The sequence below is a fragment of the Enemella evansiae genome, assembly GCF_002250705.1.
Lineage (GTDB): Bacteria > Actinomycetota > Actinomycetes > Propionibacteriales > Propionibacteriaceae > Enemella > Enemella evansiae.
This window is the reverse complement of sequence record NZ_NMVP01000006.1, coordinates 38,796-63,546: the sequence shown is the minus strand read 5'-3', so window position 1 is coordinate 63,546 and position 24,751 is coordinate 38,796. Positions and strand designations below refer to the sequence as shown.

General features: G+C 68.2%; 31 protein-coding genes. 3 read left to right on the top strand and 28 right to left on the bottom strand.

The window, feature by feature from the left end; all coding sequences use genetic code 11:
• Nucleotides 1-187: 187 nt before the first annotated feature.
• The 15 genes from BI335_RS06580 to BI335_RS06510 form a co-directional block, all read right to left on the bottom strand.
• Entirely contained in the window at nucleotides 188-1,396 is a 1,209-nt protein-coding gene (locus tag BI335_RS06580; RefSeq protein ID WP_141212387.1) for an ABC transporter substrate-binding protein, read from the bottom strand.
• 334 nt (nucleotides 1,397-1,730) lie between these two features.
• Nucleotides 1,731-2,576, bottom strand: coding sequence for a type I methionyl aminopeptidase (gene map, locus BI335_RS06575; RefSeq protein WP_094400058.1), 846 nt, complete (start codon nucleotides 2,574-2,576; stop codon nucleotides 1,731-1,733).
• The gene (locus tag BI335_RS06570) at nucleotides 2,573-3,163 is read right to left on the bottom strand and encodes an adenylate kinase (RefSeq protein ID WP_208109359.1); all 591 of its coding nucleotides are present in this window, start codon (nucleotides 3,161-3,163) and stop codon (nucleotides 2,573-2,575) included. Before BI335_RS06570 ends, map begins: the two co-directional genes overlap by 4 nt.
• Nucleotides 3,160-4,485 carry a preprotein translocase subunit SecY gene (gene secY, locus BI335_RS06565; RefSeq protein ID WP_094359755.1) on the bottom strand — a complete coding sequence of 442 codons (1,326 nt, stop codon included), beginning with the start codon at nucleotides 4,483-4,485 and terminating at the stop codon, nucleotides 3,160-3,162. The genes BI335_RS06570 and secY overlap by 4 nt, the downstream gene beginning before the upstream one ends.
• 414 nt (nucleotides 4,486-4,899) lie before the next feature.
• Nucleotides 4,900-5,340: a 50S ribosomal protein L15 gene (gene rplO, locus BI335_RS06560; RefSeq protein ID WP_094359753.1), complete on the bottom strand. Its 441-nt coding sequence runs from the start codon at nucleotides 5,338-5,340 to the stop codon at nucleotides 4,900-4,902.
• 1 nt (nucleotide 5,341) lies between these two features.
• The gene (gene rpmD, locus BI335_RS06555) at nucleotides 5,342-5,524 is read right to left on the bottom strand and encodes a 50S ribosomal protein L30 (RefSeq protein WP_094429971.1); all 183 of its coding nucleotides are present in this window, start codon (nucleotides 5,522-5,524) and stop codon (nucleotides 5,342-5,344) included.
• The gene (rpsE, locus tag BI335_RS06550) at nucleotides 5,524-6,159 is read right to left on the bottom strand and encodes a 30S ribosomal protein S5 (RefSeq protein ID WP_094429970.1); all 636 of its coding nucleotides are present in this window, start codon (nucleotides 6,157-6,159) and stop codon (nucleotides 5,524-5,526) included. Before rpsE ends, rpmD begins: the two co-directional genes overlap by 1 nt.
• Nucleotides 6,160-6,185: 26 nt before the next feature.
• Nucleotides 6,186-6,569 carry a 50S ribosomal protein L18 gene (rplR, locus tag BI335_RS06545; protein ID WP_094429969.1) on the bottom strand — a complete coding sequence of 128 codons (384 nt, stop codon included), beginning with the start codon at nucleotides 6,567-6,569 and terminating at the stop codon, nucleotides 6,186-6,188.
• 2 nt (nucleotides 6,570-6,571) lie between these two features.
• Nucleotides 6,572-7,114: a 50S ribosomal protein L6 gene (gene rplF / locus BI335_RS06540; protein WP_094359745.1), complete on the bottom strand. Its 543-nt coding sequence runs from the start codon at nucleotides 7,112-7,114 to the stop codon at nucleotides 6,572-6,574.
• 27 nt (nucleotides 7,115-7,141) lie between these two features.
• Nucleotides 7,142-7,549 carry a 30S ribosomal protein S8 gene (gene rpsH, locus BI335_RS06535; RefSeq protein ID WP_094359744.1) on the bottom strand — a complete coding sequence of 136 codons (408 nt, stop codon included), beginning with the start codon at nucleotides 7,547-7,549 and terminating at the stop codon, nucleotides 7,142-7,144.
• 80 nt (nucleotides 7,550-7,629) lie between these two features.
• Nucleotides 7,630-7,815, bottom strand: coding sequence for a type Z 30S ribosomal protein S14 (locus BI335_RS06530; protein ID WP_094359742.1), 186 nt, complete (start codon nucleotides 7,813-7,815; stop codon nucleotides 7,630-7,632).
• A gap of 7 nt (nucleotides 7,816-7,822) precedes the next feature.
• A complete protein-coding gene (rplE, locus tag BI335_RS06525) occupies nucleotides 7,823-8,449 on the bottom strand; it encodes a 50S ribosomal protein L5 (RefSeq protein ID WP_094359740.1) in 627 nt (208 codons plus the stop codon).
• Nucleotides 8,450-8,451: 2 nt separating this feature from the next.
• Entirely contained in the window at nucleotides 8,452-8,823 is a 372-nt protein-coding gene (gene rplX, locus BI335_RS06520) for a 50S ribosomal protein L24 (RefSeq protein ID WP_094359738.1), read from the bottom strand.
• On the bottom strand, nucleotides 8,824-9,192 hold the full coding sequence (rplN, locus tag BI335_RS06515) for a 50S ribosomal protein L14 (RefSeq protein ID WP_094359736.1): 369 nt from the start codon (nucleotides 9,190-9,192) through the stop codon (nucleotides 8,824-8,826).
• A 505-nt stretch (nucleotides 9,193-9,697) separates the two neighbouring features.
• A complete protein-coding gene (locus BI335_RS06510) occupies nucleotides 9,698-10,819 on the bottom strand; it encodes a thermonuclease family protein (RefSeq protein ID WP_172421771.1) in 1,122 nt (373 codons plus the stop codon).
• A gap of 182 nt (nucleotides 10,820-11,001) precedes the next feature.
• Between BI335_RS06510 and BI335_RS06505 the strand changes: the two genes are divergently transcribed.
• On the top strand, nucleotides 11,002-11,949 hold the full coding sequence (locus BI335_RS06505) for an NADP-dependent oxidoreductase (protein ID WP_094429967.1): 948 nt from the start codon (nucleotides 11,002-11,004) through the stop codon (nucleotides 11,947-11,949).
• A 119-nt stretch (nucleotides 11,950-12,068) separates the two neighbouring features.
• Here BI335_RS06505 and BI335_RS21000 read toward each other — a convergent pair whose 3' ends face one another.
• From BI335_RS21000 to BI335_RS06445, 13 genes are all read right to left on the bottom strand, one after another.
• Nucleotides 12,069-12,389, bottom strand: a complete 321-nt coding sequence (locus tag BI335_RS21000) for a hypothetical protein (protein WP_144009082.1) — start codon at nucleotides 12,387-12,389, stop codon at nucleotides 12,069-12,071.
• A 455-nt stretch (nucleotides 12,390-12,844) separates the two neighbouring features.
• Nucleotides 12,845-13,138 carry a 30S ribosomal protein S17 gene (gene rpsQ, locus BI335_RS06500; protein WP_094360095.1) on the bottom strand — a complete coding sequence of 98 codons (294 nt, stop codon included), beginning with the start codon at nucleotides 13,136-13,138 and terminating at the stop codon, nucleotides 12,845-12,847.
• A gap of 2 nt (nucleotides 13,139-13,140) precedes the next feature.
• Nucleotides 13,141-13,407, bottom strand: a complete 267-nt coding sequence (gene rpmC / locus BI335_RS06495) for a 50S ribosomal protein L29 (protein ID WP_094359724.1) — start codon at nucleotides 13,405-13,407, stop codon at nucleotides 13,141-13,143.
• Nucleotides 13,407-13,826, bottom strand: coding sequence for a 50S ribosomal protein L16 (rplP, locus tag BI335_RS06490; RefSeq protein ID WP_094359722.1), 420 nt, complete (start codon nucleotides 13,824-13,826; stop codon nucleotides 13,407-13,409). Before rplP ends, rpmC begins: the two co-directional genes overlap by 1 nt.
• A 2-nt stretch (nucleotides 13,827-13,828) precedes the next feature.
• Complete coding sequence (gene rpsC, locus BI335_RS06485) at nucleotides 13,829-14,659, bottom strand: 30S ribosomal protein S3 (RefSeq protein ID WP_094429966.1); 831 nt, start codon at nucleotides 14,657-14,659, stop codon at nucleotides 13,829-13,831.
• A gap of 2 nt (nucleotides 14,660-14,661) precedes the next feature.
• Nucleotides 14,662-15,111, bottom strand: a complete 450-nt coding sequence (rplV, locus tag BI335_RS06480) for a 50S ribosomal protein L22 (RefSeq protein ID WP_094359719.1) — start codon at nucleotides 15,109-15,111, stop codon at nucleotides 14,662-14,664.
• A 19-nt stretch (nucleotides 15,112-15,130) separates the two neighbouring features.
• A complete protein-coding gene (gene rpsS / locus BI335_RS06475; protein WP_094359717.1) occupies nucleotides 15,131-15,418 on the bottom strand; it encodes a 30S ribosomal protein S19 in 288 nt (95 codons plus the stop codon).
• Nucleotides 15,419-15,434: 16 nt separating this feature from the next.
• Nucleotides 15,435-16,271 carry a 50S ribosomal protein L2 gene (gene rplB / locus BI335_RS06470; RefSeq protein WP_094359715.1) on the bottom strand — a complete coding sequence of 279 codons (837 nt, stop codon included), beginning with the start codon at nucleotides 16,269-16,271 and terminating at the stop codon, nucleotides 15,435-15,437.
• Nucleotides 16,272-16,300: 29 nt separating this feature from the next.
• Complete coding sequence (gene rplW / locus BI335_RS06465) at nucleotides 16,301-16,612, bottom strand: 50S ribosomal protein L23 (protein WP_208109358.1); 312 nt, start codon at nucleotides 16,610-16,612, stop codon at nucleotides 16,301-16,303.
• Nucleotides 16,609-17,547: a 50S ribosomal protein L4, sunset domain variant gene (rplD, locus tag BI335_RS06460; RefSeq protein ID WP_094359713.1), complete on the bottom strand. Its 939-nt coding sequence runs from the start codon at nucleotides 17,545-17,547 to the stop codon at nucleotides 16,609-16,611. The genes rplW and rplD overlap by 4 nt, the downstream gene beginning before the upstream one ends.
• 2 nt (nucleotides 17,548-17,549) lie before the next feature.
• A complete protein-coding gene (gene rplC, locus BI335_RS06455; RefSeq protein WP_166646858.1) occupies nucleotides 17,550-18,218 on the bottom strand; it encodes a 50S ribosomal protein L3 in 669 nt (222 codons plus the stop codon).
• Nucleotides 18,219-18,232: 14 nt separating this feature from the next.
• The gene (rpsJ, locus tag BI335_RS06450) at nucleotides 18,233-18,541 is read right to left on the bottom strand and encodes a 30S ribosomal protein S10 (RefSeq protein ID WP_012923688.1); all 309 of its coding nucleotides are present in this window, start codon (nucleotides 18,539-18,541) and stop codon (nucleotides 18,233-18,235) included.
• Between the two features lie 359 nt (nucleotides 18,542-18,900).
• On the bottom strand, nucleotides 18,901-20,202 hold the full coding sequence (locus tag BI335_RS06445; RefSeq protein WP_094429965.1) for a hypothetical protein: 1,302 nt from the start codon (nucleotides 20,200-20,202) through the stop codon (nucleotides 18,901-18,903).
• Nucleotides 20,203-20,309: 107 nt separating this feature from the next.
• Between BI335_RS06445 and BI335_RS06440 the strand changes: the two genes are divergently transcribed.
• Complete coding sequence (locus tag BI335_RS06440) at nucleotides 20,310-22,184, top strand: Na+/H+ antiporter (RefSeq protein WP_094429964.1); 1,875 nt, start codon at nucleotides 20,310-20,312, stop codon at nucleotides 22,182-22,184.
• A 29-nt stretch (nucleotides 22,185-22,213) separates the two neighbouring features.
• Nucleotides 22,214-24,493 (top strand): malto-oligosyltrehalose synthase, encoded by a 2,280-nt coding sequence (gene treY, locus BI335_RS06435; protein WP_094429963.1) that lies wholly within the window; start codon nucleotides 22,214-22,216, stop codon nucleotides 24,491-24,493.
• Nucleotides 24,494-24,751 lie beyond the last annotated feature (258 nt).

Here is a 24,751-nt window from a genome sequence, read left to right as displayed (position 1 = left end):
ATCTCCCCGGTCCCGGCCGCTCACCCTTGAGCGACATCTCCACTGAGTGAATCGTCGTGACTCAGCGGGCGTCAATGGGCGTTGCATAACGGTTCTTGTTCCGCGGTTCTGACGCCCATCGAGTAGCGAGCCATGCGCAGCGGAGCGGAGCAATGGCTCGCGTGTCGAGATGAGCATCCCTCCCCACTCAGCTCAGCTTCACGCTGCCGGTGACGGAGTTGACGTACTTCCCGTCCTTCATCACGACCTTGCGCAGGTAGTAGGTCTGGTCGGGATCGTGGTTGGCGTTGAACTTCCAGGTGCCGCGGGGGCTGTCGATGTCGCCGACCTGACCGAGTGCCTTGCCGATCGCCTCGCCCGAGGTGCCGTCGGCGACCGCGAGCGCCTTGTCCAACACCGCCGCGGCATCGTAGGCCTGCACCGAGTAGGAGGTCGGTGAGGCACCGCCATAGGCGTCCTTGTACGCCTGCACGAACTCCTTGTTGCGCGGGCTGTCGATCTGGTCGGAGTAGTGCAGCGAGGTCTCCAGCCCGTCGGCGGCGGCACCCTGGGCATCGAGCACCGACCCCTCGGTGAGGTCACCGGAGCTGTAGAGCGCGATCCCGTCATTGGCCAGGAATTGCTTGTACTGCTTGACGAAATTGACCGCCTCGGCGCCGGCGTAGAAGACGAAGATCGCCTTGGCACCGGAGGTGCGGACCTTGTTCAGGTAGGGCTGCCAGTCGGTGGTGGTGCCGAACGGGGTGTACTCCTCGCCGGCGATCTTGCCACCGACCGCGGTGAACTCCTTCTTGAAGCCCTCGAGGTGCTCCTTGCCGGCCGCATAGTCGGCGGCGAGCAGATAGACCGACCCGTCGCCGAGCTGCTCCTTGGCCCGCTTGCCGTAGGCGCGGGCGGTGTCGGCGTTGGTGAAGCTGGAGCGCCAGATGTAGTCCGAGGGCGGCGTGGTCAGCCCGTCCGAGCCGGCGTTGGTGACCACCAGCGGCACCTTGGATTCGACGAAGGTCTTCTTCAACCCCGCCGCGGTCGCGGAGTTCACGATCCCGGCGACCGCGGAGACCTGGTCCTGGGTGATCAGCTTCTCCGTCGCGGGTACGCCGGTCTGCGGACCAGAACCCTCATCGGTCTCGACCAGGGTGATGTCCTTGCCACCGAGCTTGTTGCCCTTCTGGTTCAGATAGAGCTTGAAACCCTGCTCCATGTCCCGACCCAGGGAGGCGTACACCCCCGACTTCGGCACCGACAGCCCGATCTTCACCGGCCCCGACGCGGCACCTCCCCCGCCGCCGGTACTGGCTCCCAGGCTTCCGCCTCCGCAGGCGCTGACAGCGAGCACCGCGGTGACCGCCGGAATCACCCACAGCCTGCGCAGCACGGCACCGATCGATGTCTTCATGGTGACCTCCCCGGTCGGCCCGCTCACCGTTGAGCGGTCTTCTGAGAATCGAAGCGTCCACCGTCACCGGGGTCAATGGAACTTGTATAACGGTTTCGCTTCGCCCGTCGCGCAAGCGCAATGCGGCACATCGGGCGTACGCCGCACCCCGGGGAACTCCCCAGTCCTCACCCAGTAGAGCCCTTGGAGCTCCACCCCACGCCGGCTGAGCGAGCGAGGAACGAGCGAGACGAAGCCATCCACCGCCTGAGGGCCACGTGGCTTCGACTCGCTGGCGCTCGCTCAGCCGACGTCGGCGAACGCCGGGGCTCCAGCGCCGCCGCGCGAGCCGACTTCAGAAAAGGGGCCCGAAGGGGACGCCGAGTTCGGCGAGCATCGACTCGCCGCCGTCCTCGGCGGTCAGCACCCACAGGCCGTCCTTGGTGACGGTGATGGTGTGCTCCCAGTGCGCGGCGACGCTGCGGTCGCGGGTGACCACGGTCCACTCGTCGGCGAGGGTGTCGTTGTCGGGGCTGCCGAGGGTGAGCATCGGTTCCACCGCGAGCGCCAACCCGGGCACGATCCGCTGGCTGCGGCCGTGGTGCCGATAGTTCGGCACGTCCGGCGGCTGGTGCATGGCCGAGCCGATGCCGTGGCCGACGTATTCGGCGACGATGCCGTACTGCTCCGGCTGTTCGTCGATGAAGTCCTCGATGGCCGCGGAGATGTCGGAGACGCGGCCACCCAGCCGGGCGGCGGCGATCCCGTGCCAGAGCGCCCCGCGGGTCACCTCGCTCAACCGGGCGTACTCGGCGGAGGTCTCACCGACCGCGACGGTACGCGCCGAGTCGCCGTGCCAGCCGTCGACGATCGCACCGCAGTCGATGGAGATGAGATCACCCTCGGCGAGCACCCGCTGGCCGGGGATGCCGTGCACGATCTCCTCGTTCACCGACAGGCAGACCACGCCGGGAAAGCCGCCCGAGCCGTCGGCGCCCGCGCCATAGTCGAGGAAGGACGGGGTGGCACCGGCGGAGGCGATCACCTCGGCGGCGATCGCGTCCAGTTCACCGGTGGTGATGCCCGGGCGCACCTCGGAGACCGTGGCGGACAGCGCCCGGGCCACCACCAGACCCGCCCGGCGCATCAGCTTGAGCTGTTCGGGGGTCTTCAGCTCGACCCCCGGCCGGGAGAAGATCACTCGCGGTTCAGGTGCGTGTCCAGGGCGTCGGTGATCCGGTCGGAGACCTCGTCGATCTCCCCCAGGCCGTCGACGGCCACCAGCAGTCCGCGATCGGAGTAGATCCGCAGCAGGTCGGCGGTCTGCTCGGCGTACACCTGCTGGCGCTTGCGGATGGTCTCCTCGTTGTCGTCGGCGCGGCCCTCCACCTCGGCGCGCTTCAGCAACCGGGCGACGAGCTCGTCCTGGTCCGCCTCCAGGGAGATGACGCCGTCGAGGCGCTGGCCGTTGGCGGCGAGCATCGCGTCGAGCGCCTCCACCTGACCGGCGGTCCGCGGGTAGCCGTCCAGCAGGAAGCCCTCGGCGGCATCGGCCTGGCCGAGCCGCTCGGCGACGATCTGGTTGGTGATCTCGTCGGAGACGTAACCACCGGAGGTCATGATCTCCTTGACCTGCAGCGCCAGCTCGGAGGCGGTGGCGGCGTCGGCCTTGGAGATCGCCCGGAAGATGTCACCGGTGGAGACCGCGGGGATCTGGTACGCCTCGGCGATGCCCTTGGCCTGCGTGCCCTTGCCGGCCCCGGGGGGACCCATGATCAACAGTCTCAACGGAGGAACCCTTCGTAGTTGCGTTGCTGGAGCTTGGACTCGATCTGCTTCACCGTGTCCAGACCGACGCCGACGATGATGAGCAGTGAGGTGCCACCGAAGGGGAAGTTCTGGTTGGCCTGGAAGAGGATGAAGGCGATCGAGGGCAGCAGCGAGATCAGACCCAGATAGAGCGAACCGGGCAGGGTCAGCCGGGAGAGCACGAAGCCGAGGTATTTCTCGGTGGGCTTGCCGGCCCGGATGCCGGGGATGAAGCCGCCGTACTTCTTCATGTTGTCCGCGACCTCGACCGGGTCGAAGGTGATCGCGACGTAGAAGTAGGTGAACCCGACGATCAGCAGGAAGAAGGTGGCCATGTAGATCGGGTGGTCACCGGTGACGAAGTTCGCGGCGATCCACTTGGACACCTCGTCCTCGGGGCGGAACTGCGAGTACAGCGTCGGGATGTAGAGCATCGAGGAGGCGAAGATCACCGGGATCACACCGGCCTGGTTCACCTTCAGCGGGATGTAGGTGGTGGTGCCGCCGAACATCCGGCGGCCGACCATCCGCTTGGCGTACTGGACCGGGATCCGGCGCTGGCCGAGCTCCATGAAGATCACCCCGGCCATCACCAGCAGGCCGACGATCAGCACCAGGATGAACGGCACCCAGCCCTTGGCCTGCTTGATGCCCCACATGGCGGTCGGGAAGGTGGCGGCGATCTGGGTGAAGATCAGCAGGGACATGCCGTTGCCGATGCCGCGCTCGGTGATCAGCTCGCCGAGCCACATCACCAGGCCGGTGCCGGCGGTCATGGTGAGCACCATCATCGCCAGGATCAGGTAGTCCTCACCGACCGGGCTCATCCGGAAGTCGGCGCTGAGGCGTACCACGCCGGAGCAGCCCGGGAACAGCTGGTCGTTGGCGGCCAGGGTGACGAACGCGGTCGAGTTGAGGATCGCGAGCACCAGGGTGAGGTAGCGGGTGTACTGGGTGATCTTGTTCTGCCCGGCGGCGCCCTCCTTCTTCAGCGCCTCGAGCCGGGGTACGACGACGGTGAGCAGCTGCAGGATGATGCTCGCGGTGATGTAGGGCATGATGCCCAGCGCGAAGATCGCCAGCTGCAACAGGGCGCCGCCGGAGAACAGATTGATCAGCGAGTACAGGCCGGCCTGCGCGCCGGTCTCGGCGGCCTTGCGGCAGACGTCGACCTGCTGCACGTTCACATACGGCACCGGGACCGTCGAGCCGATCCGGAAGATGACCAGGATCATCAGCGTGAACAGCATCTTCCGGCGAAGATCCGGCGTCTTGAACGCGTTGGCGAAGGCGGAAAGCACCGAGCCCTCTTCCTGTGGTGGACAACTGGGGCATGCCGAAGCACACATCGCCTGACGGCAACCGTGGCAGCGTACCAAGCCGAGGCGCAGAATCTGAAAAGTTCGCCCCGATCGGCGGTCGAGCACGGCGCCCCCGTCGATCGCGATGACGGCGATCGAGAGCACGACGCGGTCGCGGGCCACGTTGCGCGGCGGCCCGAAGACCCGTTGGAAACCCGCGATCCATCGAATCCTGGGTCCATCCAGTGCATGCTGCAGGAATCGACGGGTGCACCCAGGGATCGATGGATCGCCGGGGCCGCTCGCGAGGCTCCGCAATTGAACAGGGGCGGCCCCGGTGGAACCGGAGCCGCCCCTGTGGCGTACCCTTCGACTCGCTCGTTCCTCGCTCGCTCAGGGAACGCGACGTCGGGCTCAGAGCTCGGTGGCCGAGCCGCCCGCCTTCTCGATCTTCTCCTTGGCGCTGGCCGAGAACTTGTCGGCGGTCACCTGGACCGCGACGCCGATCTCACCGTTGCCGAGCACCTTGACCGGGTGGCCGGCGCGGACCGCGCCCTTGGCGACCAGGTCAGCGACCTCGACCTTGCCGCCGTCGGCGAACAGGTCGGCGATCTTCGAGACGTTGACCGTCTGGTACTCGACGCGGAACGGGTTCTTGAAGCCACGCAGCTTCGGCAGCCGCATGTGCAGCGGCATCTGACCACCCTCGAAGTTCTCGGGGGTGTTCTTGCGCGCGCCGGTGCCCTTGGTGCCACGGCCGGCGGTCTTGCCCTTGGACGCCTCGCCACGACCCACGCGGGTCTTGGCGGTCTTGGCGCCCGGGGCCGGGCGAAGGTGATGGACCTTCAGTGCCATGTCAGTCGACCTCCTCGACGCTGATCAGGTGGGTCACGGTGGTGAGCATCCCACGGATCTCGGGACGATCCTCCTTGACGGCCACGTCACCGATGCGCTTGAGACCGATGGTACGCAGGGTCTCGCGCTGGTTCTGCTTGCAGCCGATCTCGGAACGGATCTGGGTCACCTTGAGACGTGCCATCAGTTGGCACCCCCCTCGGCGGTGTCGTCGCTCTTGGCCTTGGCGGCGTTCAGCAGGGCGGCGGGGGCGACGTCCTCGACGGGCAGACCGCGCCGCCGAGCCACCTCCTCCGGCTGCTCGAGCATCTGCAGGGCCGCGACGGTGGCGTGCACCACGTTGATCGCGTTGGCCGAGCCCAGGGACTTGGCCAGCACGTCGTGGATGCCGGCGCACTCGAGCACCGCACGGCAGGCGCCGCCGGCGATCACACCGGTACCCGGGGAGGCCGGGCGCAGCATGACCACGCCGGCCGCCTTCTCACCCTGGACCGGGTGCGGGATGGTGCCCTGGATGCGCGGCACGGTGAAGAAGTGCTTCTTGGCCTCCTCGACACCCTTGGCGATCGCCGCGGGCACCTCCTTGGCCTTGCCGTAGCCGACACCGACCATGCCGTCGCCGTCACCGACGACGACCAGGGCGGTGAAGCTGAAGCGTCGACCACCCTTCACGACCTTGGCGACGCGGTTGATCTCGACCACGCGCTCCAGGTACATGCTCTTCTCTTCGCGCTGCTGGCCACCACGACGGTCGTCACGGCCGCGACGCTCGCCCCGCTGTCCCCCGCGCTGGGAGGACTGGGTAGCAGTCTGGCTCATCGCTTTCTCCTTGTCTTCCGTCGTTCTCAGAAGTCCAGGCCGCCCTCGCGAGCGCCGTCAGCCAGCGCCGCGATGCGACCGTGATACTTGTTGCCAGCGCGGTCGAAGACCACGCGCTCGATACCGGCGGCCTTGGCGCGCTCGGCGATCAGACCGCCGACGGTCTTGGCCTTCTCGGACTTGTCGGCCGAGGCGCCGCGCAGGTCGGCCTCCATGGTGGACGCCGAGACCAGGGTCTTGCCCAGGTCGTCGTCGATCACCTGGGCGAAGACGTGCTTGGCCGAACGCGACACGACCAGCCGCGGACGCTCGGCGGCACCGAAGACCTTCTTGCGACCGCGCACCTGGCGACGGGCGCGCGAGGCGGCCTTGGTCGCCATGCCCTTGTTGTTGGACAGTGAGATGCCCATGGTCACTTACCAGCCTTTCCGACCTTGCGGCGTACGTGCTCGCCGGCGTAGCGGACACCCTTGCCCTTATACGGCTCCGGCTTGCGGATCTTGCGGATGTTGGCCGCGACCTCGCCCACCGTCTGCTTGTTGATGCCGAGCACGGTGAACTTGGTGGGGCCCTCCACGGTGAAGGAGATGCCCTCGGGGGCATTCACCACGACCGGGTGGGAGAACCCGAGGTTGAACTCGAGCTGCTGCGGGCCCTTGGAGATCACGCGGTAACCGACACCGACGATCTCCAGCTTCTTCTCGTAGCCGTCGGTGACACCGGTGACCATGTTGGCCACCAGGGTCCGGGTCAGGCCATGCAGGGAGCGCGATTCGCGCTCATCGTTGGGGCGGCTCACTTCGAGCTGGCCCTCGTCGTTGCGGATGATCGTGATCGGGCTCGGTACGGTGTGGTTCAGGGTGCCCTTGGGCCCCTTCACCTCGACCTGCTGACCGTCAAGGGTGACATCGACACCGGACGGGATCGCGATCGGCATCTTGCCAATGCGGGACATCTGTCGTCTCCTCTCGTCTCTCGTCGCTCACCAGACGTAGGCGAGGACTTCCCCACCCACGCTCCTGGAGTTGGCATCACGGTCGGTGAGCAGGCCCTGCGAGGTCGAGATGATCGCGATGCCCAGGCCACCGAGGACCTTGGGCAGGGCGTTCGACTTGGCGTACACGCGCAGGCCGGGCTTGCTGATACGGCGCACACCGGCGATCGAACGCTCCCGGTTCTGGCCGTACTTCAGGGTGATCTTGAGGGTCTTGCCCACCTCGTCCTCGGCGGCCTCGGCGACCTCGAAGTCGGAGATGTAACCCTCGGACTTGAGGATCTCGGCGATGCCCACCTTGATCTTGGAGTGCGGCATCGAGGTGGAATCGTGGAACGCCTGGTTGGCGTTGCGCAGACGCGTCAGCATGTCTGCGATGGGATCAGTCATGGTCATGGCTTGCGGCCTCTTTCTCGCAACGGTTTCCGCGCTGGGACCTGCTGCGGGTCGAGTGGATCAGGAATAGGTCGGGGCCGTCACCAGGACGACTTGGTCACGCCGGGCAGTTCGCCGCGGTGGGCGAGCTCACGCAGGCAGACTCGGCAGAGGCCGAACTTGCGGAACACGGCCTTGGGTCGGCCACACCGCTGGCAGCGGGTGTACGCCCGGACGCCGAACTTGGGCTTGCGGGACTGCTTGACCTTCAGTGCTGTCTTGGCCACGGGTCACTCACTTCTTCCTGCGCTGGTACGCCGGGCCCTTGGCCTTGGCCTTGGCCGGCTTCGGGTTGTCGTTGAACGGGAACCCGAGCTGCTTCAGCAGGGCCCGCCCCTCATCGTCGTTGGTCGCGGTGGTCACGAAGGTGATGTCCATGCCGCGCACCCGATCGATCTTGTCCTGGTCGATCTCGTGGAACATGACCTGCTCGGTCAGGCCGAAGGTGTAGTTGCCCTGGCCGTCGAACTGGTGGCTGTTCAGGCCGCGGAAGTCGCGGATCCGGGGCAGCGCCAGGGAGAGCAGCCGGTCGGCGAACTCCCACATCCGGTCACCGCGGAGGGTGACGTGGCAGCCGATGGCCTGGCCCTCACGCAGCTTGAACTGCGCGATGGACTTGCGGGCCTTGGTCACCGACGGCTTCTGGCCGGTGATGGCGGTCAGGTCCTTGATGGCGCCGTCGATCACCTTGGAGTCGCGGGCGGCGTCGCCGACACCCATGTTCACCACGATCTTGACCAGGCCGGGGACCTGCATCACGTTGGCGTACTTGAACTCTTCCAGCAGGGCCGGCTTGATCTCTTCGCGGTAGCGCTGCTGCAGGCGCGGCATCTCGCGGGTAGCGGTTGCGGTCTCGGTCATTCTCAGATCTCCTCCCCCGTGCGCCGCGCGATGCGGACGCTGCGGAAGGCCTTGTACTCGGAACCGTCGGGGCGGCGCTTGGTGACTTCCTCGCGCTTGAAACCGACCCGGGTGACAACTTCCTTGCCGCCGTCCTTGACGACGAGCTGGACGTTGGAGGCGTGGATCGGGGCCTCGCGGCTGATGATGCCGCCCTCGGTCTTGCCGGTGGCGGTGGGGGTCTCGCGGACGTGACGCTTGACGATGTTCACGCCCTGGACGATCACGCGGTTGCGCTCGACGTCGACGGCGAGGATCTCACCGACGGTGCCACGGTCCTTGCCCGAGATGACCTTGACGCGGTCACCCTTCTTCACATGCAGGGTGTTGGACATTCAGATCACCTCCGGGGCGAGCGACACGATGCGCATGAACTTCTTCTCGCGCAGCTCGCGGCCCACCGGGCCGAAGATGCGGGTACCGCGGGGCTCACCGTCGGTACGAAGGATGACGGCGGCGTTCTCGTCGAACTTGATGTAGGAACCGTCGGCACGCCGACGCTCCTTCACGGTCCGGACGACGACCGCCTTGACCACATCACCCTTCTTGACGTTGCCGCCGGGGATGGCGTCCTTGACAGTGGCGACGATGGTGTCGCCAATGCCGGCGTAGCGTCGACCAGAGCCACCGAGAACGCGGATGCAGAGGATCTCCTTGGCACCCGTGTTGTCGGCGACCTTGAGTCGCGACTCCTGCTGGATCATCTATTTCTCCTGTATGTCGCACCGGTTCCCGCATCGGTTGTGGCGCACGCGCGACAAACCCATGAGGGCCTGGTGGGACGGACATGTGTCGTTTGCTCGGGAAAGGTCCCCTACGGCACCGGCCCAGCTATGCTGGCGGTGTTGATCCAAGGGCTCAGTCCTGGGCAACCGTGCAAGCGTACCCCAACGGCCCCAGCGAACGAAATCGGCGCGAAGTTGGGTGGTGTACGCCGCCCGCGCGAGCGAGTCGCACGCTGGTTGAGCGAGCGAGGTACGAGCGAGTCGAAGCCAGTCTGCCCCGTCGGCTGAGCGAGCGAGGTACGAGCGAGTCGAAGCCAGTCTGCCCCGTCGGCTGAGCGAGCGAGGTACGAGCGAGTCGAAGCCACGGGCCCTTAGGCGCCTTCGGAATTCGCGGCTCGATCGCAGGAAAGCGCTCTTCCGGCCCGATCCCGCAATCGAGCCGCAAGTTTCGAAGGCGCGGCCCACTCGGGAGAGGCGCCTGCGCTCAGCAGGGGCGCCACGCTTTGCCGCCGGGCTCGTAACAGCGAGGCCCGGTGTACTTGGAGGTGGGCTGTGGGGCGGGCTTCACCGGCTCCGGGGCCCGGCTGGTCGGTGCCTTGGTCGCTGGCGCTCTGGTGGCCGGCGCCTTCGTCGTCGGCGGCCTGACCTCCGGCGGCTTGGTCGTCCGCGGGGCGGTGCTCGTGGTACGCGTGGGTTGCCTGGTCGTCTCCCGCCCCGAGTCGCGACTCGGCGTACTCGCCGGTGTCGAGCTCGGCACCGGGGTCGCGCTCGGGGTCGGCCGCTCGGCGAGCCTGGCCCGCTCGGCCTGCCAGGTCCGGTGCACCGACTCCGCGCGATCCTGCGACCTCTGCAGTGTCGATCGAAAACCGCGCAGTTCGGAGGATTCCCTGCCCCGCCAGGGAAAACGGTCCGGCGGGAAGTCCAGATCCCGCAACAGCGCCCGGCCGCGATCGAGCTCGGCAGCGAGCAGCAACAGCTGCCGGTCGTAGTCCGCCACGTCCGCATTCGATGCCGGCGGCTGGGTCGCCGAGTCGAGCGCCTGGGTCTGCTGGTCGACCAGCGCCTCGACGGTGCAGCGGGAGTCGGCGGCGAAGAGCCCGCGCCGGCCATCCCGGGCCTGCCGCTCGGCCGCCTGCACCTCGGGATAGAAGGCCCGATTCGGTGCAATCACCATCGCCAGACCGAGGCCCTCGCGGGCGATCTCGGCGCTCACGTTCTGGCCCCGACTGATGACCTTGGCGAGGGTGCGCCCGTAGCCATCGGTGCGCTCGACGTCGTACTGCAGCGACACCTCGGCACCGGCCGGCAGCCGCCGCTTCAGCCACTCGGTCGCCTCCGGACCGCCGCACTGCACGGTTTGGTTCGGGTCGACCGTCTCCGGGGTATCCACGTTCAACAACCGGATCCGCCGCGGGGTCCCGGCATCGTCCACCTGGATGGTGTCGCCGTCGATCACCCGCGTGACCGTCGTCGTCGGCCGGGTCGCCGACGGGCTCGGCGCCGGCGCATCCGACGCGGTCCCCCGCTCACCGCTCTGCGCGATGACCGCGCCCAGTACCACCGTCGTCGCCAGCACTCCCCCGGCCACCGCAACCGGCGTGACCACGTCCAACCTCGTTCCACCAGCGCGCGCTGGGCATGCAAAGGGCCGCACCCGCGTGGAGCACGACCCGTCGTACGTCTACCGAGGGCAATGTAGCGGAAGAACACCGGAGATGGGGCTGCGTGGAATGCGCACCGCGGTGGACAGGGACGGTTCGGCCACGGATCGGGATTAGCGTGGCTGGTATGCAGATCAAGCGGTGGGTGGCGCAGGGATTCTCCGGGCTGGATGACTTCGCGTTCGTCGATGCCGAGCTCGGCGAGCCGGGCCCCGGTGAGGTGACGATCGCGATCGAGGCGGCCGGGGTGAATCCCGCCGATCTCAAACACGTGACCCGCGGCGGGGATCCCGCGAAGCTGCCGATCCCGATCGGCTACGAGGTCGCGGGGCGGATCGCGGCGCTCGGGCCGGACACGACGATCGCCTCGGGCGGTGGCGCGGTCGGCGATCCGGTGCTCGCCTTCCGGATCTACGGCGGGTACGCCACCGCGATCACCGCACCGGCTGTGGATGTCTTCGCCCGGCCGGCGTCGCTGCCGGTCGAGCAGGCGGCGAATCTGCTGCTCGCCGGGACGACCGCGGCGGAGATGCTGGATCGGGTGCACGCGAGCGCCGGTGAGGTGATCGTGGTGCACGCGGCCTCCGGGGCGGTCGGGGCGATCGTGCTGCAGCTCGCGCGGTTGCGCGGGATCACCGTGCTCGGCACCTGCGGCGAGCGCAGCGACGAGCTGGTCCGCGGGTTCGGTGGCATCCCGGTGCGCTACGGCGACGGCCTGCTGGAGCGGATCCGCGAGACGGCGCCCGGGCCGGTGGTCGCGGCACTCGACTGCGCCGGTACCGACGAGGCCGTCGACGCCTCCCTCGCACTGGTCGCCGAGCGGGACCGGATCGTCACCGTCGCCGCCCCGGCGCGTGCCAGGCAGGGCGGTTTCCACGCGCTGGCCGGCAACAACCCCGACAGTGCCCGGTTCCGCGACGGGGTACGCGCCGAGCTGATCGAGCTGGCCGGCCGTGGTGAGCTGGTGGTACCGATGGCGGGCAGCTATCCGCTGACCGACGCGGTGGCCGCGCTGCGCCTGGTCGGCGAGGGCCACGCCGGCGGCAATGTCGCGCTGCTGCCCGAGTCCCACTGAGGGCCGGTCCGGATCGGCCGGCGTACACAACCGGTGAATCGGACAACCCTCCGGAGCGCGCCCGCGGAACCCGTCCAATTCACCGGGCGTACACAGAGTTCAAATCGGACGAAACCCTGTCAGCTCCCAAATGGGTCAGCGTCGACCGGTGTCCAGCGATTCGTCGAACTATCGTAGGACCAGTGACCACTGTCGGGAAATCTGCCAGTCTCGCGCGCCTCGCTCATCAGTGCAGTGGTGATGGGAATCGCGGTGTCTGCCGAGGTGGTGAGATGTTGAATCCATTTCACCCTCAGTGCTGGTTGGTCAGGCACAGTGACAGCAATCTCCACAACGCCTGGTGACACCGCCCGCGCGGAATCGATCCGCAGTCGACTGAAACGCGTCACGATTTCGCCATAGGTGCTCAACGCATCAGCTACGCGATCCGTGTCGGTCACGGGCAGGCGCCTCGGACAGTCTGCAGCCTGCACCCAGGGTGCACTTCATATGCGGTGATCACCCCGACCGGCCGTCCATCGAGGGACGCAGGATCCACCCGCTCGGTGTAGGTGACAGAAAATCCGCTGTTTGGACCGTGAACGATTCCCATGTGCCAACGAGATGTCCGCCTCGATATGGCGTTTCCCAAAGTCATCATTTCCATCTCGCGACGGTATATCCGCCCGTCGCACCCGTCGTCAACGGTTTCGCCAATCCAACCTGTGACGACTCGCACAACAGGGCGCGCGAAAGGGCCGCACCCCTGAGTGGGATGCGGCCCTTTGGCTTCGACTCGCTCGTTCCTCGCTCGCTCAGCCAGCGTGGGAAGGACTCGCTCGTTCCTCGCTCGCTCAGCCAGCGTGGGAAGGAACTCGCTCCTCGCTCGCTCGGCCGGCGTACGAGGAACGCTCGATCACTTCGCCTTTTCGCGGATGTCGACCAGACGCCAGCGCTTGGTGGCGGACAGCGGCCGGGTCTCCATGATCCGGACGCGGTCGCCGATGCCGGCCTCGTTGTTCTCATCGTGCGCCTTGAGGCGGGTGGTCTTGCTCATCACCTTGCCGTAGAGGCGGTGCTTCACCCGGTCCTCGACGGCGACGACGATGGTCTTGTCCATCTTGTCGCTGACGACGTAGCCGGTCCGGACCTTGCGAGCGGTCCGCTCCTCGGCGCCCTGCGCCTGCGTGGTGGTGTTCTCTTCAGCCATGATCACGCCTTCTTCTTGCTCGACTCGGCCTCGGCATCATCGGCCGCGACCTGCGGCTCGGCGACGATGCCCAGGTTGCGCTCCTGCAGCACGGTGTAGATCCGCGCGATGTCCTTGCGGACGCTCCGCAGCCGCCCGTGCGACTCCAGCTGGCCGGTGGCCGCCTGGAAACGCAGCGTGAACAGCTCTTCCTTCAGCTCGGTCACCTTGGTGTTGAGCTGATCCCGGCTCAGGCCACGCAGATCGGCGGCAACAAGTGTCTTCGCCATCAGTTCTCACCACCCTCGCGCTTGATGAAGCGCGCCTTCATCGGCAACTTGTGAATGGCCAGGCGCATGGCCTCGCGGGCCACGTCCTCGGGGACGCCGGACAGCTCGAACATCACGCGTCCGGGCTTGACGTTGGCGACCCACCACTCGGGGGAACCCTTGCCGGAACCCATCCGGGTCTCGGCCGGCTTCTTGGTCAGCGGGCGGTCGGGGTAGATGTTGATCCACACCTTGCCGCCACGCTTGATGTGACGGGTCATCGCGATACGCGCCGACTCGATCTGCCGGTTGGTCACGTACGAGGCCTCGAGGGCCTGGATGCCGTAGTCACCGAAGGCCAGCGAGGTGCCCCCCTTGGCCATCCCGGTCCGCTTCGGGTGGTGCTGCTTGCGGAACTTCACTCGACGAGGTACCAGCATGATCAGGCTCCTGCGGTCTCGGTAGCGGTGGCCTCGGCCTGCGCCGGGGCGTTGTCTCCCTGCGAACCACCCTGCTGCTGACCGCCGTCACGACGGCGGCCACCGCGCTCGGGACGGTCGCCACGGTTCGGGCGGCCGCCACGGCCCGGACGCTGCCGGCCGGTGGCGCTGTTGCGGGCGGCCTTCTGAGCGGCGCGCTCGGCGCGGGTGCCGGACACGTCGCCCTTGTAGATCCACACCTTCACACCGATCCGGCCGAAGGTGGTGCGGGCCTCGTAGAAGCCGTAGTCGATGTCGGCGCGCAGGGTGTGCAGCGGCACCTGGCCCTCGCGGTAGAACTCCGACCGGCTCATCTCGGCGCCGCCGAGACGACCCGAGCACTTGATCCGGATGCCCTTGGCGCCGGACCGCATCGCGGTCTGCTGCGCCTTGCGCATCGCGCGCCGGAAGGCGACGCGCTGACCGAGCTGCTCGGCAACGCCCTGGGCGACCAGCTGGGCATCGGTCTCGGGGTTCTTCACCTCGAGGATGTTCAGCTGGATCTGCTTGCCGGTGAGCTTCTCCAGCTCGCCGCGGACGCGCTCCGCCTCGGCGCCGTTACGGCCGATGACGATGCCCGGGCGGGCGGCGTACAGGTAGATCGTGACCCGCTCGGAACGACGCTCGATCTCCACCGAGGAGATGCCGGCGCGCTCCAGGTTCTTGGTCAGGAACTCGCGGATCTTGACGTCCTCGCCGACCAGCTCGGCGTAGTTCTTGTCCGAGAACCAACGCGTGGTGTGGTCGGTGGTCACGCCCAGGCGGAAGCCGTTGGGATTGATCTTCTGCCCCATGCTCAGGCCTCCTTCTCGCTCTTGGTGGACTTCTTGGACTTCGACTTGGTCTGCGCCAGCGCCGACTTCGGCTCGACGACCACGGTGATGTGGCTGCCGCGCTTCAGGATCCGCGACGCGGAGCCCTTGGCCCGCGGCCGGATGCGGCGCATGGTGACGCCCTCGTCGACGAAGACCTGGGAGATGAAGAGGTCCTCGACGCGCAGGTCGTCGTTGGTCTCGGCGTTCGAGGCGGCGGAGGCGACGACCTTGGCCACCGGCTCGGCGGCGGCCTGCGGGGCGAACCGCAGGGTGGTCAGGGCCTCGGTGACGTCCATGCCGCGGACGACATCGACGACGCGGCGCACCTTGGTGGGCGACATCCGGACGTGGCGCGCGATGGCGTACGAGCCGGGACGATCGCCGAGCAGGGCGGCGCGACGGCTCGGCCGTGCCTTGGTATCAGTGCTCATCAGATTGCGTTCCTATCCCTCAGCGCCCGCGCTTGGACTTGCGGTCGTCCTTCACGTGACCCTTGAAGGTCCGTGTCGGGGCGAACTCGCCGAGCTTGTGGCCGACCATGGAGTCGGTGACGAAGACCGGCACGTGCTTGCGACCGTCGTGCACCGCGATGGTCATCCCGATCATGTCGGGGATGATCATCGAACGGCGCGACCAGGTCTTGATGACAGCGCTCTTGGCGCCCTTGTCGGCCTGGGCCTCCACCTTCTTCAGGAGGTGGTCGTCGACGAAGGGGCCCTTCTTCAGGCTGCGTGGCATTTCTTCAGACTCCCGTTCAGCGCTTCTTGCCGGTCTTGCGGCGGCGGACGATCAGGCGGTTGCTCGCCTTGTTCTTGTCGCGGGTACGGCCCTCGGGCTTGCCCCACGGGCTGACCGGGTGACGGCCACCGGAGGTCTTGCCCTCGCCACCACCGTGCGGGTGGTCGACCGGGTTCATCACGACACCGCGGACGGTCGGGCGCTTGCCCTTCCAGCGGTTGCGGCCGGCCTTGCCCCAGTTGATGTTGGACTGCTCGGCGTTGCCGACCTCACCAACGGTGGCGCGGCAGCGGACGTCCACCATCCGCATCTCGCCCGAAGGCATGCGCAGGGTGGCCATCTTGCCCTCGCGGGCGACCAGCTGGATCGAGGCACCGGCCGAACGGCCGAGCTTCGCGCCACCACCGGGGCGGAGCTCCACCGCGTGCACGGTGGTACCGACCGGGATGTTGCGCAGCGCCAGGTTGTTGCCGGGCTTGATGTCGGCACCCTCACCGGCCTCGACCGTCGCACCCTGCTTCAGGTTCACCGGGGCGATGATGTAGCGCTTCTCGCCGTCGGCGTAGTGCAGCAGCGCGATCCGCGCGGTGCGGTTCGGGTCGTACTCGATGTGCGCGACCTTGGCCGGCACGCCGTCCTTGTCGTAGCGCTTGAAGTCGACCAGGCGGTACGCCTGCTTGTGGCCGCCGCCGATGTGGCGGGTGGTGATCCGGCCGGAGTTGTTGCGGCCGCCGGTCTTCTTGTTCGGGACGAGCAGCGACTTCTCCGGGGTCGACCGGGTCAGCTCGACGAAGTCGGCAACCGACGAGCCACGGCGGCCCGGCGTTGTCGGCTTGTACTTACGAATACCCATTGGTTCTTCCTCTCAGCGGTCATCCGGCCTCAGGCGGCCGGACCTCCGAAGATGTCGATGCGCTCGCCGTCGGCGATGGTGACGATCGCGCGCTTGGTGTCGGGGCGCTTGCCGGTGCCGAAGCGGGTACGCCGCTTCTTGCCGGTCCGGTTGGCGGTGTTGACACCGGTCACGGTGACACCGAAGACCTGCTGGACCGCGATCTTGATCTCGGTCTTGTTGGCATCCGGGGCGACCAGGAAGGTGTACTTGTTCTCATCGAGCAGCCCGTAGGACTTCTCGCTCACGACCGGCGCGAGCAGGACGTCGCGGTGGTCGCGGATCTTCAGTGCGTCACTCACTTGGATTCCTCGTCCTTCTCTGCCTTGGGCTTGACGGCGTTCACGAAGCCGGCCGCCTCGGCAGCCTTCTCGCTGTCGAACCAGACCTCGGCGACGGTCGCGCCGTACCACTGCGACTCAGGGGTGTGGAACTTCATCGAGTCCTCATTGCCCTTGATGTCGAAGCCGGCCGGCGGGTTCTCACCGCGGTACGAGCCCTTGCCGAACGGCTGCTCGTCGGCGCTCACCTCGGCGGTGTCGGCCACCGCGGTGGTCGCCTCGGTGGTCTCGGCGGAGCTGGCGACGGACTTGGCGCCCTTGCCGGTCGTCGGACCGGAGACGAAGGCCTCCAGCGCGGCGGCGGTGAAGACGATCTCGTCGGCGACCAGCACGTCGTAGGCGTTCAGCTGGTCGACGGCCAGCGCGTGCACGGTGGCGGAGTTGCGCAGCGACAGCCAGGCGGCGTCCTCGTCGCGGGCCAGGGCGACCAGCACCTTGTCGGTCCTGGTCACCGCAGCGATCGCGGCCAGCGCCTTCTTGGTCGAGGGGGTCTCGTCGGCGACCAGCTGGTCGATCACGAAGACCCGGCCCTCGGCGGCCCGGTCGGACAGCGCACCGCGGAGCGCGGCGGCGACCATCTTCTTCGGGGTGCGCTGGGAGTAGTCGCGCGGCACGGGACCGTGCACGACACCGCCACCGGTCCACTGCGGGGCGCGGCGCGAACCCTGGCGGGCGCGGCCGGTGCCCTTCTGGCGCCACGGCTTGGCGCCGCCGCCACGGACCTCGCCACGGCCCTTGGCCTTGTGGGTGCCCTGGCGGGCGGCGGCCAGCTGGGCCACCACGACCTGATGGATCAGCGGGATGTTGGGCTCGACACCGAACAGGGCTTCGGGAAGCTCGGCGGAGCCGGACTTCTTGCCGTTCAGGTCGACCACGTCAACGGTGAGGCTGCTCATGTTCAGGCCTCCTTCTGGTTCTTCTTGGCGGCGGTACGCAGCACGACCAGGCCGTTCTTCGGGCCGGGGATCGCACCCTTGACCAGGATCAGGCCGCGCTCGGCGTCGACCGAGTGCACGGTCAGGTTCTGCACGGTCACCTTGTCCACGCCCATCCGGCCGGCCATCCGCAGGCCCTTGAAGACGCGACCCGGGGTGGCGCAGCCACCGATGGAGCCCGGCGAGCGGTGCTTGCGGTGCACACCGTGCGAGGCGCGCAGGCCGTGGAAGCCGTGCCGCTTCATCACACCGGCGGTGCCCTTGCCGCGGCTCACGCCGGTGGCGTCGACGATGTTGCCGGCGTCGAAGGTCTCGGCGGTGACCTCCTGGCCCAGCTCGTACTCGCTGGCATCAGCGGTACGCAGCTCGACCAGGTGCTTGCGCGGGGTCACCCCGGCCTTGTCGAAGTGCCCGGCGGCGGGCTTGGTGACCTTCTTGGCCTTGACCGGTCCGAAGCCGAGCTGGACGGCGGAGTAGCCGTCGGTCTCGGGGGTGCGGACCTGGGTGACCACGCACGGGCCGGCCTGGATCACGGTGACGGGGACGACCTTGTTGTTCTCGTCCCAGAGCTGGGTCATCCCGAGCTTGGTGCCGAGGATGCCCTTGACGTTGCGTTCAGCAGTTGCAGTCACTGGTGTCACGTCCCTCAGAGCTTGATCTCGATGTCCACGCCCGCCGGCAGGTCGAGCCGCATCAGCGAGTCGACGGTCTTCGGGGTGGGATCGATGATGTCGATCAGCCGCTTGTGGGTGCGCATCTCGAAGTGCTCGCGGCTGTCCTTGTACTTGTGCGGCGAACGGATCACGCAGAACACGTTCTTCTCGGTCGGCAGCGGCACCGGGCCGGCGACCTTGGCACCCGTACGCGTCACCGTGTCGACGATCTTGCGCGCCGAGCTGTCGATGACCTCGTGGTCATAGGCCTTGAGCCTGATGCGGATCTTTTGTCCCGCCACAGTTCGTCCTTCTCCTCGTACCAACTGGTCCGGTGCTCTGCTGAGCGTTCCGTCTCGTTCCTCTGCTCCGACCCCCGCGGTCGGGTGTGTCGCGCTCTTCGGGCGCACCACCGCAGGTAGTTTTCCTGCTGTGTGGAGTGCCCGGCGCTGTACGCCCGGCCTGACGGGAGGCCTCCTGGTGCGGTGCACCCGGCTCACGCGAAGGGATTCACGATGATCCGTGGACCCTTCTGGGCCATGGCACACCCCGGCGACCCCGTCGGAGCAACCCGACAATCTTGGCAGATGTCGGCGCAGAGTCCAAATCCGGGACCCGAGTCAAGCACCCACGCTGAGCGAGCGGGTCGGAATCACCCGGCTCAGCGGCCGGTGCTGGCCAGCCCGCCGGTGTGTTCCGGGGTCTTCGCGTCAGGTACGCCGGCACCGTCGGCCGGGACATCGGGTACGCCCGGCGCGGGCTCGGCGTCCGGTCCCCCGGCGGGTGCCGGCTGCGGGGCCCGGGTGGTCGGAGCCGCGGCCGGTGGGGCCTGCGTGGTCGGCGCCTGCGTGCTCGTCGCCTTCGTGGTGGGCGGAGCCTGCGTGGTGGGGACCTGAGTCGTGGGCGCCTTGGTCGGCGGCGCCTGGGTGGTCGGCGCCTGGGTGGTCGGCGCCTTGGTCGGCGGGGCCTGCGTCGTCGGCATCTTGGTGGGTGTCTTGGTCGTGGGTGCCTTGGTGGGTGCCTTCGTGGTGGGCTGCCCGGTCGGGGCCTTCGTGGTGGGTGCCTTCGTGGTCGGCTTGCCGGTCGTCGGCCTGCTGGTCGTCGGCTTCGGCGTACCAGCGCCCGACCGGCAGCCGCTGACCGTGGCCTTCATCAGCTTGGCCGGATGATCGGAGTTGAACCCGCCGACACTCTGCTTCGTCTGCACCGCCGGCAGCGAGTCGCCCGGGGCCAGCACCACCCCGAGGTGGTCGATGCCGGTGTCCACCACCTGCTTGTCCCGCGCGGAGAACGGCGCGACGTTCTGCCGGTTGAAGTCGCCGCCGTAGACGACGGACATCCCCTTGGCATTGAAGTCGTCGATGACCCGGGTCTGCTCGGCCCGGTGCTTCAGCCACATCTCCTTGCGCCACGGATCGGCGGTGTTCTCCTTGCCGTTCCATGCCCCGGAGACCATGTGGGTGTTCATGAAGACCGTCTTCCGCCCGCTGCTGCGGTCCTTCAGCACCACCCACGAGATGTAGCGGTTCGGGCTGACCTTCTCCCGGCCGCCGTGCATCAGCTTGCGCCCGTCGGAGACGTACTCCCAGGGTGAATCGCCGCCCAGGCGTACCGAGATCGGCACCGCCAGGTCGAGCTGGAAGGTCCGCCACTCCCCCCGCTTGGGGTCGTTGAGCTTCTCGGCGCGGACCGCGTCCTTGTAGTAGTCGGGCTGGATCTCCTGCCACATCAGCACATCGGCGCCCAGTCCGGCAGCCTTGTCGACATCGGCGACCACCTTGTCGCGCGGCATCAGCGGGAGCGCCTGCACGTTGAGGGTGACCGCGCGGATCTGATCCTCCGCCGGTACGCACGCCCCCTGCTTGTCGGCGGCGACCGCACCGCCGACCAGCCCGAAACCGCCGACCAGCGAGGCGCCGGCCACCGTCACCAGTGCCGTGAGCACACCGATCTTCGCGCGCATCCCCGCCTCCCTGTCCGGTCGAGCGATTCGACCGGTCCCCCACCAGTGCAGCGGATCCGGGGTTCACCGGCCAGTGGAACCTTCCGGTGTGGTGCAACACTTCGGCTGTGGAGGTCCTGATCCAGCTCACCCTGTTCGCGGTGACGGTGCTCGCCGGCACCGTGCTCGCCAACCGGGTCCGGCTGCAACCGCCGCTGATGCTGCTGGTGATCGGCATCGTCGGCTCCTATCTGCCGTTCGTGCACGTGCCGACGCTCTCCCCCGAGCTGGTGCTGATCGGCATCCTGCCCCCACTGCTGTACGCCGCAGCGGTCACCACCTCGCTGGCCGACTTCCGCGAGAACCTCTCGGCGATCGGGTGGCTCTCGGTGGGGCTGGTGCTGTTCACCGCCGCCGGGGTCGGCCTGCTGGTCTGGCAGATCCTGGACATCCCGTTCGCCGCGGCGTTCGCGATCGGTGCGGTGGTGGCCCCGCCGGATGCGGTGGCGGCGACCGCGGTGGCCCGCCAGATCGGTCTGCCCAGGCGGGTGGTGACGATCCTCGAGGGCGAATCGCTGGTCAACGACGCGACCGCGCTGGTCTCGCTGCGGACCGCGGTGGCGGCCCTGGCCGCGCCGATCACGGTGGCCGAGGTCGGTCTGGACTTCACCCTCGCCGTCGGGGTGGCGATCCTGGTCGGGATGGTGGTGGCCAAGCTCGGTTCGATGGTGTTCTCCCGGATCACCAGCCCCGTGGTGACCACGGTGCTCAGCTTCGTGATCCCCTTCGCGGCGTACGCCCCGGCGGAGGAGCTGAAGGCCTCCGGCGTACTCGCGGTGGTGGTCGCCGGCTTGTTCATCGGCCACCACAGCCAGCGCACGATGACCGCACAGGGCCGGCTGGTGCAGCGGTTGAACTGGGCCACCGTGCAGTTCCTGCTGGAGAACTCGGTCTTCCTGCTGGTCGGCCTGCAGGTCCGCCGGATCGTCACCGAAGGGGCGGCCGAGACCTCGGGTTGGCGGTTGGCCGGGATCTGCGCGGCGGTGCTCGGCACGGTGATGCTGCTGCGGGTGCTCTGGGTCTTCGGCAGCCGGCTATGGCTGCGGCCGGCCATCAAGCGCGGCAAGGAGCCGCGGCTCAGTTGGCAGGAGTCGGCGGTGGTCTCCTGGGCCGGGATGCGCGGGGTGGTCACCCTGGCCGCGGCACTCACCCTGCCGCTGGACGCACCGGTCCGCGCCACCCTGGTGCTGGTCGCGCTGACCACCACGATCGGCACCCTGCTGCTGCAGGGCCTCACCCTGCCCCGGCTGGCGCGCCGGCTCGGTGTGCACGGACCCGATCCGCGGGAGGACGCCCTGCAGGAGGCGACGATCCTGCAGACCGCGATGGGCGCGGGGATGACGGCCGCGCGGGCAGCTGCCGGGGCCGGTGACGACGCCACCCTCGCCCGACTCGAGGAGAGCTACCAGCACCGGGTGAACGCCGCCTGGGAACAGCTCGGTCGTTCCACCGAGGAGGTGGACACCCCCTCCGAGGCGTACCGGCGGTTGCGGATGACGGCCCTGCACGCCGAACGGGAGGCGGTGCTCACGATGCGGGCCGACGGCGCGATGGATCAGGAGGTGCTGGCCCGGGTGCTCGCCGGTTTCGACATGGAGGAGTCGATGCTGGTGCTGATCGACGAACGCGATGAGGCGATCACCTCCGCCCCGCTGTCCCCCGCGCTGCCCGAGGCCCCGTGCCGGCATCTCGCGGAGGCGCCGACCACCCACGCGCCCGCGCATGCCGAGCACGGCATCGAATGCCGGATGTGTCTGCGGGAGGGAACGGTGCCGGTGCACCTGCGGATGTGCCTGGCCTGCGGTGAGATCGGTTGCTGTGATTCCTCCGAGGGTCGACACGCGAGCCGGCACCACCACGACACCGGCCATCCGGTGATGCGCTCGGTGGAACCGGGTGAGTCCTGGCGCTGGTGCTTCGTCGACGAGGTCCTCGGGTCATGAACCGGTCGTCGGCTGGGTAGGTTGGGGGAATGAGCACCCCGACCTCGACCTATCGCCTGCAGGTCCGGCCGTCGTTGACTCTCGCCGATGCCGCCGGGCTCGCCGACTATCTCACTGAGCTCGGTGTGGATGCGGTCTATCTCTCCCCGATCCTGACCGCCACGCAGGGGTCCGATCACGGATACGACACCACCGACCCGACGACCATCGACCCGGCCCGGGGCGGTGAGGAGGGCTGGCGGGAACTGCTCCGCGCCTGCCGGGCCAACCGGTTGCAGGTGGTCGTCGACATCGTGCCGAACCATCTGGGAATCTCTGCCCCGGCAGAGAATCCGGCCTGGTGGGACGTGCTGCGACGTGGCCGCGATTCGGCGTACGCAAACTGGTTCGACATCGACTGGGAGCGGGCGCCGATCCTGGTCCCGATCCTCGGTGACGACGGACTCGATGCGGTCGAGATCCGCGACGGTGAGGTGCGCTACCACGAGCACCGGTTCCCGCTCGCGCCCGGCAGCTGGCAGGAGGGTGACGAGGTGGCCGAGGTGCTGGGCCGCCAGCACTACCGGCTGGCGCACTGGCGCACCGGTGACGACCGGCTCAACTATCGCCGGTTCTTCACCGTGACCACGCTGGCCGGAGTACGCCAGGAGGATCCGGCGGTCTTCGACGCCACCCACGAACGGGTGCTGCGCTGGGTCAGCGAGGACGGGGTGGCCGGGTTGCGCATCGACCACCCGGACGGACTCACCGATCCGGGTGGTTATCTCACCCGGTTGCGCGCGGCCACCGGAGCGGACACCTGGATCGTGGCCGAGAAGATCCTGGAACCCGGGGAACGGTTGCCGCGCGAGTGGCCGATCGCCGGCACCACCGGTTATGACGCGATGACCGAGGTGAACCAGGTCTTCGTCGATCCCGATGCCGAGGCGGGGTTCACCGACTTCTATCGCGAGGTGGTCGGTGATGCCCGCGACTTCGCCGCGCATGTCCTGCAGGGCAAGGAAAGAGCGGCGACCCAGCTGCTCACCGCCGAGCTGGATCGACTCGTCTCGCTGGTCCCCGGATCGGACGTGGGCCGCGATCAGGTACGCCGGGCCCTGGTCGCACTCACCGCACACTTCCCCGTCTACCGGTCCTATCTGCCCATCGGGCAGGACCATCTCGATGCAGCGGTCACCGCGGCCCGCACCGCCGACCCGGACCTGGCACCGGTGTTGGATGCCCTGCTGCCGACCCTGTCCGACCCGGAATCCGAACTGTGCAGGAGATTCCAGCAGTTCACCGGTGCCGTGATGGCCAAGGGCGTCGAGGACACCGCCTACTACCGGTACAGCCGTTTCATCGCGTTGAACGAGGTGGGTGGCGATCCGGGGCGCTTCGGCCTGCGGCTCGACGATTTCCATGCAGCACAGGAAGAGCGGCAACGGTCGGCCCCGGAGTCGATGACGGCGCTGTCCACCCACGACACCAAGCGCGGTGAGGATGTCCGGGCCCGGTTGGCGGTGCTCAGCGAGGTCGGTGAGCTGGCCCGGGACTGGTTGCGCACCTTCATCGACGCGGCCGACCTCCCCGATCGGTCGTTCGCCTCGCTGCTCGGCCAGACCTTCGCCGGGGTGGGGCCGATCGAGCGGGACCGGATGCATGCCTACGCGGAGAAGGCGATGCGGGAGGCATCCACCGCTACCAGTTGGACCGACCAGGACGCCGACTTCGAGGCGGCCGTGCACACGGCCGTCGACCGGGTCTATGACGATCCCGATCTGAACGATGCGCTGCGCCGGTTGCTGAGCCAGATCGAACAGCCCGGCTGGTCCAATGCGCTCGGCCAGAAGCTGGTGCAGCTGACGATGGCCGGTGTCCCGGATGTCTATCAGGGCACGGAATTGTGGGATGACTCCCTGGTCGATCCGGACAACCGGCGGCGCGTCGATTTCGACGAACGGCGGGGGTTGCTGGAGCTGTCCGAGCCACCGGTGGTCGACGACACCGGCCGGGCGAAGTTCTGGTTGGTGCGGCATGCGCTGCGGTTGCGTCGCTCCCGCCCGGATCTGTTCACCGGTTACGGACCGATCACCGCCGAGGGCCCGGCGGCGCGCCACCTGCTGGGCTTCGACCGGGGTGGCGCGATCAGCCTGGCGACCCGGTTCCCGTACGCGCTGAGCGCCAGCGACCACGGCTGGAATGACACCACCGTTGAACTTCCGGGCGCCGTCGTCGATGTGCTGACCGGCTCCCGGTACGAGGGCCGGACCCCGGTCAGCGACATCTTCCACCACTATCCCGTGGCCCTGCTGACGCTCATCGAGTAGGTCGCGCAGCGACCGTCCCCCACGCTCCTCGAGTAGGTCGCGCAGCGACCGTCCCCCACGCTCCTCGAGTAGGTCGCGCAGCGACCGTGTCGAGAGGTGCGTGGGCAGGGCGCTCGGCGACCAGGCTCGATCGGGCTGATTCGTGGCTCGCTCCACTTCGCGGCTCAACTCTCACTCTGCGGCCTGCATGCGGTCCGCGGAGTGAGAGTTGAGCCGCAGAGTGGGGAACGATCGCCAGGGAAGGCGGGGCTGATGCTG